The organism is Desulfovibrio sp. DV, assembly GCF_001936595.1.
Lineage (GTDB): Bacteria > Desulfobacterota > Desulfovibrionia > Desulfovibrionales > Desulfovibrionaceae > Solidesulfovibrio.
In genome coordinates this window covers 48,209-59,668 of sequence record NZ_MLBG01000001.1, presented here as the reverse complement: position 1 = coordinate 59,668, position 11,460 = coordinate 48,209, and the positions used below count along the sequence as shown (strand labels likewise).

Sequence of the window (11,460 nt, the reverse complement as noted above, 5' to 3'; positions counted from 1 at the left end):
GACGTTCACATCCATCCCGGAACATCGGGAGCAGATCAGCGGGAATGGCGGGAGACAATGCACGTCAGCAAAAGCTCGGCCACCTCTTCCCGGGAGGATTTCGTCTCGGCCAGACGGCAATACTCTTTGGCCAGACGGCCCTCCCCCAGCGACATCAAGACCGCGCGGCCTTCCCGCAACAGGTCGCGCCGCTCGGCCTCGGACAGCTCCGGCCTCTCCCTTCTGCTTTCCATGATCCCCACATGGAGCATGGCGCGGCCCCGGGCAAGCGACATTTCCGTGACAAATGACGAAACCGCGTCAACAAAACTGCGGCCAAACGCAATCCGAACGAAACGCTGGCGGCGCTACAAGCCGCAAACGAGGACGTTGCCCGGCCAGGCACCGCCCGCCCAAGGAGCAGCCATGAAAATCGACCTGCACGTGCACTCCAAGTTTTCCACCCGCCCTTCCCAGTGGGTTTTGCAAAAGCTCAACTGTCCCGAGAGCTTCACCGAACCCCTGCGCATTTATGAGGAGGCCCGGCGCAAAGGCATGGGACTGGTGACCATCTCCGACCACAACCGCATCGAGGGCGCGCTGTCCATCGCCCATCTGCCGGGTACGTTTATCAGTGAAGAAATCACGTCGTATTTTCCGGAAGACCGCTGCAAGGTGCATGTGCTGGTCTTTGACATTGACGAGGGAAAACACCGCGAATTTCAGCGGCTGCGCGAAAACATCTACGATCTGGTCGATTATCTGCGCCAGGAAGGTATCCACCACGCCGTGGCCCACCCGCTGTTCGGGGTCAACGACCGGATTACCGTGCCCAATTTCGAGAAACTGCTGCTGCTGTTTCGCAACTTCGAGATCAACGGCGCCCGCGACGCCTGGCAAAACGACTGTCTGCGCGACATCATCCCCAACCTCGACGCCGAAACCATCTGGCGGCTGGCGGAAAAATACGGCATCGATCCGGGCTACACCCAGCCCTGGCGCAAGAATCTCATCGGCGGCTCCGACGACCACAGCGCGCTTACCATCGCCTCCACCTACACCGAGGTGGACGGCGCAGCCGATCTGCCCCAGTTCCTCGACGGCCTGGAAAACGGCGCGGCCAGCGCCCGGGGAGCCTCAAGCACCCCGCGCACCATGGCCCGAAACCTCTACAGCATCGCCTACCAGTACTACAAACACCGCTTCGGCATCGACCGGTTCCTGGACAAGGACGTGACGCTCAAGGTCGTGGACCGGTTCCTCGAACCCGGCGTCCAGGCCAATGTCGGGCTGGCCTTCCGCCTGCGCACCCGCATCGCCCGGGGGCTGTCCCGGCGGCGGCCGAGCGCCAGCACACCGCTTCGCGACCTCATCCGCATGGAAACGGAGTCGCTCATCCGGGCCGACTCCACCCTGATGGAATTCGCCCAGGCCGGGGTGTTAAACGGCGAAAACCTGGAAAACGGCTGGTTCTCCTTCGTCAACCGGGCCACCAACCGGGTGGCCTCGCACTTCGCCGGCACGCTGCTCGACCATGTCAGCGGGGCCAACGTCTTTGACATCTTCGGCACGCTCGGTTCGGCCGGGGCGCTTTACACCATGCTCGCCCCCTACTTCCTGGCCTATTCCATCTTCACCAAGGACCGCCAGTTCAGCAGCGAGGCGAGAAAGGCGCTCACCGGCAAAAACGGCAAGGACGACGGCGTGCGGGTGGCCCATTTCACCGACACCTTCCACGAAATAAACGGCGTCTCCGGGACGCTGCGCCAGCAGGCCGAACTGGCCATCAAGACCGGCAAGACGCTCAGCATCGTCACCTGCGACCACGGCCCCCGCGTCTTCGAGCCAGGGGTGCAGAACTTCAAACCCATTGGCGTCTATCATCTCGACGAATATCCGGAACAGACGCTTTTCTATCCGCCGCTCCTTGAAATGCTCCACTTCGTCTACGCCGGCAATTTCACCCGTATCCACTCCGCCACCCCCGGTCCCATCGGGCTGGCCGCCCTTTGCATCGCCAAGACCCTTCGCCTGCCCATCTACGGCACCTACCACACGGCCCTGCCCCAGTACGCCCAGATTCTCACCGGCGATGAGGCCATGGAAGACCTGACCTGGAAATTTATCATCTGGTATTACAACCAGATGGATCTCGTCTATGTGCCCTCCAAGGAAACCGGCCGGGAACTGGAGGAAAAGGGGCTTGATCCGGCCAAATTGCGACTCTTTCCCCGAGGCGTGGACGTGGGCCGGTTTTCGCCGGAAAAACGCAGCGAGGCCGTGGCCGAGCGTTTCGGCCTGGGCAGCGGGCCGCGCATCCTCTACGCCGGCCGGGTGTCCCGGGAAAAAGACCTGCATCTGCTGGCCGTGGCCTTTCGCCGTCTGACCGCGATCCATCCCGACGCGGTGCTGGCCATTGTCGGTGACGGACCGTATCTCGACGATTTGCGAAGCCTCCTTGAAGGCACGCCCACGGTCTTTACCGGCTACCGGGAGGGTGAGGAACTGGCGGCCCTTTTTGCGGCCAGCGACCTGTTCGTCTTCCCCAGCGCCACCGACACCTTCGGCAATGTTGTCCTGGAAGCCCAGGCTTCCGGCCTGCCCATTATCGTCACCAACCAGGGCGGCCCCATGGAAAACATCCTGCCGGGCGAAACCGGCGTGGTGGTGCCGGCCGGCGATGCCGAGGCGCTTTTTACAGCCATGGAGGGCTTGCTGGCCGATCCGGAACTCATGCGGGCCATGGGCCGGGCCGGCCGGAGTTACGCCGAAAAACGCACCATCGAACAAGCCTTTGAAGACTACTGGGCCATGTACGAAGAGACTCCGGGAGAAGCAAACAAGACGGTCGTGGTGAAGGAAGCTGTCCAAAAGCCGACGCCGCGCATGGTTCATGCGGCCTGATCCGACGCTTGCACAACAGGCGCGCGCGGCGGGACTCCCCGCGCGCGGTCCCGATTGCCGCGCGGATAAATTAACCGTTGTAATAAACCCTGATAATGGCGTATTAAAGGGATGCGAAAGCAACATGAACCCATTGAGACGCCATGCCCAAGGACCCAGCCGAGCCGACCACCCCTCCCCCGCCGTCCGGCTGCAATCAGGTCGGGTCTGTCCCGGTTGGGATGTCCTGGCTGCAGGATTCTGGAAACGTCCGTTTTGAAGACATCTTTTGCCTTGAAGAGATCCAGCGCATCCAGGACGCCTTTGCCGAAGCGTCCGGTGTGGCCTCGCTTATAACCGATCCCCAAGGCCTTCCCCTGACCCGGCCGAGCAACTTCACCCTGCTTTGCGCGACCATCATCCGGGGGACCGAACAGGGACTGGCCAACTGCATCCGCTCCGACGCCTGCCTCGGCCACGGCTCCGGCGATGGCCCGACCCTGCGCCACTGCCTCAGCGGCGGACTCCTTGACGGCGGCACGGCCATTCGCGTCGGCAACCGCCACATCGCCAACTGGCTGGTGGGGCAGGTGCTCGACGAGTCGGCCGACATCGAGTCCATGATGGCCTATGCCCGGGAAATCGGTGCCGACGAGTCGGCCTTTCGGGCGGCCCTGGCAACCGTTCCGCGCATCTCTTATGAGCGTTTCGAAAAAATCTGCCAGGCGCTCCATCATTTCGCCAACCACCTCTCGGCCCTGGCCGTCACCAACTTCGAGCAGTCGCGCCTGATCGGCGATCTGCGCCAAGCCCAGGGCCGCGTCAAGGCAAGCGACCGCAACCTTGCCGAAATCATCGAATTTCTTCCCGATCCCACCCTGGTGGTGGACAGGGACGGCAAGGTTACGTTCTGGAACAAGGCCCTGGAAAGGCTGACCGGCGTGGCCGCGGCCGACATGCTCGGCAAAGGCGATTTTGCTTATGGCCAAGCCTTTTACGGCCACCCGACCCCGCTTTTGATTGATTACGCCCGGGGTGTGGTCCCCCATCCCGATGCCCGCTATCAGGTGGCCGACATCGCTCCGGGAGAAATCATTGCCGAGGTGGTCCTGTCCACCTTGCCCGGCGGCGTCCGGCAGGTCTGGGCCAAAGCGGTTGCTCTTTATGACGAGGCCGGTGCCGTGACCGGGGCCATCGAAGCCATCCGGGATGTGACCGAGCGCCACCGCTCTGAAATGGCGCTGCGCGCCAGCGAGGAGAAATTCCGCCGCATCGTGGAGACCGCCCACGAGGGCGTATGGGTTTTCGATGGCGACTATGCGACTGTCTTCGTCAACCGGCGCATGGCCGAGATGCTTGGCTACGAACCCGAGGAGATGGCCGGCCGGCGGCTTAACGACTTTCTTCCGCAGGAGAGTGTGCCCGAGGCGCTGCACCAACAAAACCGGCGACGCCAGGGCCTAAGCGACGTGTTCGAACAGCGGATGCAGCGCAAGGACGGAAGCATCCTGTGGGCGCTCATTTCGGCCAGTCCGCTCTATGACGATGCCGGGACCTTTCTCGGAGCACTTGGCATGTTTTCCGATCTGACCGCCCGCAAAGCCGTTGAGGAGGAACTGCGCCGCCAGCAGTCCCACCTGGAAGCCGAGGTGGAGGAACGCACTCGGGAACTGCGGCTCCAAGCCATGGAACTGGCTGAAGCCAATATCCGCATGAGCGAGCTTGACCGCCTCAAATCAGCCTTCCTGTCCACGGTCTCCCATGAACTGCGCACCCCGCTCACCTCGATCCTGGGGTTTGCCAAACTGATCGGTCGCGAATTTTCCGAACATTTCCAGCCAGCTTGCGGCTGCGATGAAGCCCTGGCCGCCCGTGGCCGGCGCATTGCCCACAACCTCGGGGTGGTTTACAGCGAAGCCGAGCGTCTCACCCGGCTCATCAACGACGTCCTCGACCTCAATCGCATCGAATCCGGCAACATGCAGTGGCGCGACCAGTGCATTGATCCTGTTGGCGTGCTGCGCCAGGCCGTCCACACCATAGAGGGACAGCTGGCCCAGCGTCCGGAAATCCATTTCCGCTTCACCGCCGACACGTCGACCCAACCGCTGCTCATGGACCCGGACCAACTGGTGCAGGTGGTCTCGAATCTGTTGCAAAACGCCATCAAGTTCACGGAACAGGGCGAGGTGGCCGTGGACATCCGAGGCGACGGCGACGATGTGCTCATCGCCGTGCGCGACCAGGGGGTCGGGATTCCGTCGGATCAGCTGGAATCGATCTTCGACCGGTTTCATCAGGTGGGCCGCGGCGACACCATCGCCAGCCCGACCATCAAGGGCACGGGTCTGGGGCTGGCGATTTGCCGCCAGATCGTCCGCCACTATGGCGGACGCATCTGGGCGGAGTCGGAACCCGGGGCGGGCAGCACGTTTTATGTGCGCCTGCCGGTGGCCGAGGCCTGCCGGGAAACGTCTTGCGAGGCCTGCTCGTAGCGCCCGCCCCGTCTCTCCGGACCGGCCCGCCCGGATGCCGCTAGAATTCCAGATGCCGCCAGGTGCGCGGGAAGGCCATGACGTCGCGGATATTGCCGATGCCGGTGACGAGCATCATAAGCCGCTCAAAGCCCAGGCCAAAGCCGGCATGGGGCACCGTGCCGAACCGGCGGGTGTCGAGATACCACCAGTAGGCCTCCAGGGGCAGGCCCAGTTCCCGGATGCGGCCCTCCAGCCGGTCGAGGCGCTCCTCGCGGGCGCTGCCGCCAACCAGTTCGCCAATGCCCGGCACCAAGACATCCATGGCCGCCACCGTGCGGCCGTCGTCATTTTGCCGCATGTAAAACGCTTTGATATCCTTGGGATAATCATACACGATGACCGGACGCTTGAAATGCTCCTCAGCCAGGTAGCGTTCGTGCTCGCTTTGCAGATCGAGCCCAAAGGACACGGGATACTGGAATTTCCTGGAACTGGCGGCCAGGATGTCCACGGCCTCGCCGTAGGGCAGGCGCACGAAGGGGTTGGCGAGCAGGTTTTCCAGCGTGGCCGGCAGGGTCGGGTCCACATACTTGGCAAACAGGCCAAAGTCCTCGGCGCACTCGTCCATGATCAGGCGCACCAGATGGGTGACCAGGGATTCGGCCAGATCCATGTTGTCGGCCAGGTCGGCAAAGGCCATTTCCGGTTCGAGCATCCAGAACTCGGCGGCATGGCGCGAGGTGTCGGAGTGCTCGGCCCGGAAGGTCGGCCCGAAGGTGTAGACCCGGCCCAGGGCGCAGGCCAGCGGTTCGGCCGAGAGCTGGCCCGAGACGGTGAGCATGGCCTCCTTGCCGAAAAAGTCCTGGCTCACCCGCTCGGCCGCCGACAGCGTGGCCGCTTCGGGTCCAAGGGAGGTCACCCGGAACATCTCGCCGGCCCCTTCGCAGTCCGAGCCTGTGATGACCGGGGTGTGGACCAGGGCAAAGCCGTGTTCGGCAAAATAGGCGTGGATGCCGTGGGCCAGGGCCGAACGGATGCGCAGCATGGCCCCGTACTTGTTGGTGCGCGGCCGCAGGTGGGCGATGGTGCGCAAAAACTCGTCGGAATGGCGTTTTTTCTGGAGCGGATAGGTTTCCGGGTCGGCCGGGCCGAGCAATTCCAGGGCGATGGCCCGGACCTCGTAGCGTTGTCCCTTGCCCGGCGAGGCGATCAGTTCGCCGGTGACGGCCACGGACGCCCCGGTGCCGAGTTCTTTGACCAGGGCCGCACCCTCAACCGCGTCGTCGATGACGATCTGCAGGTTGGACAGGCAGGAACCGTCGTTTATTTCCAGAAAAGAAAAGCCCTTGGCGTCACGGCGGGTACGCACCCAGCCCATGACGCGAATTTCGGGACAGGGGGAGGGGCTGGTCAGGGCCGCCTTGACGGTGGTGCGTCGTATGCTCATGCGTCGTTCCAGGTGAAGGTGAAAGGACAGGAGGATGCGCCCGAGGCAATGGTGGCCGGGCGGGAAAACGCCAGGGCGGGACTGTAGCCGGCGGCAAAGGCCCCGTCGCGCAGGCAGGATATGCGCATGACGAGTTCCTCGGGCAGGCCCATGGCCCGGTAGCTCTCGGCGTAGCGGCAGCGGGTCACGTCAAAGGACAGGCGCTCGGAAGTCTGGCGCACGTTTTCGATACAAAGCGCCTCGCCCCGCTGCCACAGGTTGGCCACCGTGGCGAAATGGGCCAGGGTCGGCCCGTCCGGGGCGGTGGCGGCAAAGGCCTGGCCGGCAGCAAAGGCGGACCGGGCCACGGTCTCCTCGATAATGGCCAGGGCGGCGTCGCGGCCCAGGCGCTCGGTCAGGACGGCATAGACGTCGGCCAGCATGGCGGCCTCGATGCCGCGTTTTTCCAGCAACGTGACGCCTGTCCCGGGGGCATTGCCCATAATGGAGTTCTCCCGCGCCCGCACAGTCTGTTCCGGGCGTCATTTCCTTTTGCCACAACGCACGCCCCGACCACAACCGCCAGGGTGGCCGACGGCGGCCGGGGAAAGCGTATGCCGGCGCTGTCGCGGCGGTTGCTTCCCATGCGCCCAGCGGCTATAGTTTTTGGCCGCGCCGGCCGGCGCGCCCGATCACGCCCAACTCCTGTCCGCACAAAAGGATGTCACCCCATGGGTTTTTTTTCCAAGCTGAAAAAATTCTGGCAGGCCGATACCACGCCGGATGACGCCGCCCCAATAGTCGCCCCGGATCAGGAGGCGGCCCGCCCTGCCCCGGCCGCCACACCGGAGCCGGTCGCCGAAGAAGCCGCCGCCGTCCCCCAGCCCGAAGCGGTTGGGGAAGACGCTGCTGCCGCTGTCGGGCAGAGTCTGGAGCCCCACACCCTCCACCCGTCCCCGGCTACGCCTGAACCGGTTGCCGCGCCCGATACGGCTGCCCCGGCCCCGGCCGCCCCCTTTCCCGCCGCAACCGAGCCGCAGCCTGACAGCGCCGCGACAGACCAGCCCATCGTTTCGCCCCGGCCGGCAGCGGCACCCGAACCCATTGCCGAGCCGGAACCGGTATTAACACCTGAGCCGCAGCCTGCGTCGCAACAATTCGCCGAACCCAAGCTGCAAGCCGAACCAACTCCGGCCCAACAACCGGTCCCGGCTCCCGAGGCGCAGCCGGTGGCTGCGCCGACAGCCGCAGCGCCCCCGGCACCGGCACCGGACATGCAGCCGGCCGCCAAGCCGGCGGCCAGACAGCAGCCGACCGCCGAGTCCGAACAGGCCGTCTGGCGCAATTCCCTGATCCTGGCCCTGCGCCAGGCCGAGCCGAAACTGTCCGTGTGGCTCGATGTCCTGCTGGCCGACGTGGACACGGCCGGCCCGGTCTTGTGGGAACGGCTGCACTTTCTCTTTGAAAGCCTGGAAGCCCCGGCCGGCGAGGCCGACGCCTTTGTGGCCAAGTTCGCCGCCTGGGTGGCGCTCATGGAATACGACGAGGTCGGGCTGTTCCGCTCCGAGCTCCAGTACCGCCTCGCCCTGGCCCTTGACCTCGAAGATGAGGAAGACGAGCGCAACCGGCTGTTCCTCAAGCTCTCCGAAGGCCTGGCCAAGACCAAGGAGCAGATCGTCAAGCGCATCGACGGGATGCTTGGCCGCCACACCGTCATTGACGAGGCCTTCTGGGAGGAACTGGAAGAAATTCTCATCATGGCCGACGTCGGCTTTGAGCCGGCCGCCAAGTTGCTTGGCAATCTGCGGGAAAAGGTGCGCAAGCGCGGCACGACCGATCCGGCCGTGTTCAAGGACATTTTGCGCGAAGAGCTTTCCGAACTGTTCCGGCCCAATAAAACCATCCGGGCCATCAATCCACCCGAAGTGGTCATGATGATCGGCGTCAACGGCGTGGGCAAGACCACCACCATTGCCAAGCTGGCCCATCGGGACATGATGCGCGGCAAAAAGGTGCTCATCGCTGCCGGCGACACCTTCCGGGCCGCGGCCATTGAGCAGTTGCAGATCTGGGCCAAGCGGGTTGGCGCGGAATTTTACAGCAAGGGGGCCAATTCCGATCCGGCGGCTGTGGCCTACGAGGCCATGGACAAGGCCCTGGCCGAAGGTTTTGACGTGCTCTATCTGGACACGGCCGGCCGGCTGCACACCAAGACCAACCTCATGGAAGAGCTGCACAAGATCCACCGGGTGGTGGGCAAAAAACATCCTGGCGCGCCGCACCGCTCGGTGCTGGTGCTCGACGCCACCACCGGCCAGAACGCCCTGTCCCAGGTGAAGCTTTTCAAGGAAGCGGCCGGCGTGGACGAGATCATCCTGACCAAGCTCGACGGCACGGCCAAGGGCGGCGTGGTGGTCGGCATCGCCCTGTCGTTTGGCGTGCCCATCACCTACATCGGACTTGGCGAAAAGATGGAAGACCTACGCCCCTTTGACGGCCAGGATTTCGCCAAGGCGCTGTTAGGGGTGGAAGACTGAGCAAGCCGGGCGCTTGCGCCTGAGAAAGCCGCAGCAAACGGTCGGGAGAACCTGTCCGACCGCTGCTGCGGCTTGTGTCTTGGCGTGGTAGCCAAACGTCCGGCCCAAAGGCTGTCAACCGATCCAGGCCGCCAGATCCTTTCGGGACGGAATGCCGCCCACGGCCTTGATGACCCCGTCAATGACCAGGGCCGGCGTGGTGAAAACGCCCAGCATGGCGATCTGCTGCAAATCCGCCACCTTCTCGACCGTTGCGCTGACGCCCTTTTCGGCCACAACTTCCTTGACCAGCTTTTCCAACTCGTTGCACTTGGCGCAGCCCGTGCCGAGCACCTGAATAAGCATCCCCTGCTCCTTCCCGGCCGCTATTTCTTGCAGCCGCAGTCGATTTTTCCGGCAATAATGTCGGCGACATCCCCAAGAACGTCATGGGTCCAGCAGTCGTCGGCCCCGGCCGCCTCGCGCATGACCAGCGCCAGGATGTAGGCCAATTCCTGCAGGCTTGCCCCGGCGTCGAGCGCCCCCTTGAAGTGCTTGAGGACGCAGGGCTTGGACCGGGCCTTTACGGACACGGCAAAACAGATGAACTGGTAAGTCTTTTCGTCGATGAGGCGCTTTTCGGCGTACAGCGCATCCATTTCGTCGAGCTTTGTCGCAAATTCCGGGAACAACTGGGCTAAAAATCGCATACGAGCCTCCTTACAGGATTGTGTTGAAGAGATACCCCACAAGCAGGATGCCAAGACCGACGATGCCGGCAAACGCCAGCAACAAGGGCACCTTGAGAACCTTGCGCAGAATGATCATCTCCGGCAGCGACAGGGCGATAACCGCCATAATGAAGGCCAGCACCGTGCCCAGGGCCGCGCCCTTGGACAACAGCGCCTCCACCACCGGCACGATGCCGGCTGCATTGGAATACATGGGAATGCCGATGACCACGGCCAGGGGCACGGACCACCAGTTGGCCTCTCCCATGATGCCGGCCATGAACCCCTCGGGCACATAGCCGTGGATGCCGGCCCCGACGGCAATGCCCAGGATCACCCATTTCCAGGTGCGGCCCAAAATCTCTTTGACCGCCCCAATGCCATAGTTGATGCGGTCATTGGCCGTCATGTCCGCAACCGGGGCATCCCCGCCGCCGGCCCGGATGGCCAGCACCCAGTCCTCGACATGGCCTTCGAGATTGAGCCGGCCCAGAACCCAGCCGGCCACAATGGCCACGAGAAGCCCCATGCCCATATAAAGGGCCGCCACCTTCCACCCCAGCAGGCCATAGAGCAGCACCACGGCAATCTCATTGACCATGGGCGCGGAAATGAGAAACGAAAAAGTGACGCCAAGGGGCACGCCGGCCGAGACAAAGCCGATGAAAAGCGGCACGGCCGAGCAGGAGCAAAAGGGCGTGACAATACCTAAAAGCGCGGCCATGAGGTTGCCGGCTGATTCGCGCCGGCCGGCCAGGATGCGCCGGGTGCGCTCGGGCGTAAAAAAGGAACGGATGATGCCCACGCCAAAGACCACCAGCGTCAGGAGCATGAGCACCTTGGGCGTGTCGTACAGGAAAAACTCGACCGAATTCCCCAGATGCGAGCCGTGTTCCAGCCCTAAAACCGAATAGGTGAGAAACCGGGAGACGGAAAGCAACCAGCCATAAACGAAAAACCAGACGGCCAGACCGCCAAGGCCCAGGGCCAAACGGCCAGGGGACGGCCAGGAGCTGCCGGCCTCAAGCGTTTTCCGCCCAGTTCCGGGAGCGGTCGCTTCCCCGGCCTGCAAGGCAGTGCCCACGACAGGCTCCTGCCCGCAGCTGCAGGCGCATCGGCCTGATGGACAATCATTTTGCATGGATTTTTCTCCCAGTCGTCTGGCCGGAGATATTTCCTATTTGGTCAAAAAGGAAACTATGCGGGATCGATTTCTTTGGCAAGAGGAAGAGGCAGGGTTTTATCGGTTGGGCGGCCGCGGGAAATCCGCAGGCGTGTGGACGCCAGTAGAGGCCGCCGTCCGGGAGCGTCGGGCAGGCGTTCCTGCTGCCGGCCTCGGACAGCCCGGAAACAGTCGGCAGCCCTGGCCGCTGGGAAACCACAACGGGCGCTGGCCTGGACCTGACTGTTGGCAACAGGCCAAGCCCTGGCAATGCCTTGCCGCCGGC

The 11,460-nt window shown here is 63.7% G+C and carries 9 protein-coding genes; 3 read left to right on the top strand and 6 right to left on the bottom strand.

Translation table 11 applies throughout. The features are described from left to right. Nucleotides 1–35: 35 nt before the first annotated feature. Nucleotides 36–233, bottom strand: coding sequence for a hypothetical protein (locus DVDV_RS00220; RefSeq protein WP_075352793.1), 198 nt, complete (start codon nucleotides 231–233; stop codon nucleotides 36–38). A gap of 172 nt (nucleotides 234–405) precedes the next feature. On the opposite strand from DVDV_RS00220, the gene DVDV_RS00215 reads away from it, so the two are divergent. Both DVDV_RS00215 and DVDV_RS00210 read left to right on the top strand, forming a co-directional pair. Beyond that, nucleotides 406–2,883, top strand: a complete 2,478-nt coding sequence (locus DVDV_RS00215; RefSeq protein ID WP_075352731.1) for a glycosyltransferase — start codon at nucleotides 406–408, stop codon at nucleotides 2,881–2,883. Between the two features lie 143 nt (nucleotides 2,884–3,026). Next, nucleotides 3,027–5,357 carry a PocR ligand-binding domain-containing protein gene (locus tag DVDV_RS00210; protein ID WP_075352730.1) on the top strand — a complete coding sequence of 777 codons (2,331 nt, stop codon included), beginning with the start codon at nucleotides 3,027–3,029 and terminating at the stop codon, nucleotides 5,355–5,357. 40 nt (nucleotides 5,358–5,397) lie between these two features. Here the strand turns inward: DVDV_RS00210 and asnS are convergent, their stop codons facing one another. After that, nucleotides 5,398–6,780 (bottom strand): asparagine--tRNA ligase, encoded by a 1,383-nt coding sequence (gene asnS / locus DVDV_RS00205; protein WP_175577034.1) that lies wholly within the window; start codon nucleotides 6,778–6,780, stop codon nucleotides 5,398–5,400. A gap of 2 nt (nucleotides 6,781–6,782) precedes the next feature. Then, nucleotides 6,783–7,268, bottom strand: coding sequence for an L-2-amino-thiazoline-4-carboxylic acid hydrolase (locus tag DVDV_RS00200; RefSeq protein WP_075352728.1), 486 nt, complete (start codon nucleotides 7,266–7,268; stop codon nucleotides 6,783–6,785). Nucleotides 7,269–7,496: 228 nt separating this feature from the next. Here DVDV_RS00200 and ftsY point away from each other — a divergent pair, with 228 nt between their 5' ends. Beyond that, on the top strand, nucleotides 7,497–9,302 hold the full coding sequence (gene ftsY, locus DVDV_RS00195; protein WP_075352727.1) for a signal recognition particle-docking protein FtsY: 1,806 nt from the start codon (nucleotides 7,497–7,499) through the stop codon (nucleotides 9,300–9,302). 114 nt (nucleotides 9,303–9,416) lie between these two features. On the opposite strand, the gene DVDV_RS00190 is transcribed toward ftsY, so the two are convergent. Genes DVDV_RS00190 through DVDV_RS00180 form a run of 3 tightly spaced genes read right to left on the bottom strand, consistent with a single transcriptional unit; the run spans nucleotide 9,417 to nucleotide 11,153 of the window. Then, entirely contained in the window at nucleotides 9,417–9,647 is a 231-nt protein-coding gene (locus DVDV_RS00190) for a thioredoxin family protein (RefSeq protein WP_075352726.1), read from the bottom strand. Between the two features lie 20 nt (nucleotides 9,648–9,667). Then, a complete protein-coding gene (locus DVDV_RS00185) occupies nucleotides 9,668–9,991 on the bottom strand; it encodes a carboxymuconolactone decarboxylase family protein (protein ID WP_043630977.1) in 324 nt (107 codons plus the stop codon). 10 nt (nucleotides 9,992–10,001) lie between these two features. After that, nucleotides 10,002–11,153 (bottom strand): permease, encoded by a 1,152-nt coding sequence (locus DVDV_RS00180; RefSeq protein WP_083634512.1) that lies wholly within the window; start codon nucleotides 11,151–11,153, stop codon nucleotides 10,002–10,004. Between the last annotated feature and the right edge of the window lie 307 nt (nucleotides 11,154–11,460).

Coding starts and splice junctions, on each gene's coding strand:
- DVDV_RS00220 (WP_075352793.1), bottom strand. CDS start 233: ATGGAAAGCAGAAGGGAGAGGCCGGAGCTGTCCGAGGCCGAGCGGCGC.
- DVDV_RS00215 (WP_075352731.1), top strand. CDS start 406: ATGAAAATCGACCTGCACGTGCACTCCAAGTTTTCCACCCGCCCTTCC.
- DVDV_RS00210 (WP_075352730.1), top strand. CDS start 3,027: ATGCCCAAGGACCCAGCCGAGCCGACCACCCCTCCCCCGCCGTCCGGC.
- DVDV_RS00200 (WP_075352728.1), bottom strand. CDS start 7,268: ATGGGCAATGCCCCCGGGACAGGCGTCACGTTGCTGGAAAAACGCGGC.
- ftsY (WP_075352727.1), top strand. CDS start 7,497: ATGGGTTTTTTTTCCAAGCTGAAAAAATTCTGGCAGGCCGATACCACG.
- DVDV_RS00190 (WP_075352726.1), bottom strand. CDS start 9,647: ATGCTTATTCAGGTGCTCGGCACGGGCTGCGCCAAGTGCAACGAGTTG.
- DVDV_RS00185 (WP_043630977.1), bottom strand. CDS start 9,991: ATGCGATTTTTAGCCCAGTTGTTCCCGGAATTTGCGACAAAGCTCGAC.
- DVDV_RS00180 (WP_083634512.1), bottom strand. CDS start 11,153: ATGCAAAATGATTGTCCATCAGGCCGATGCGCCTGCAGCTGCGGGCAG.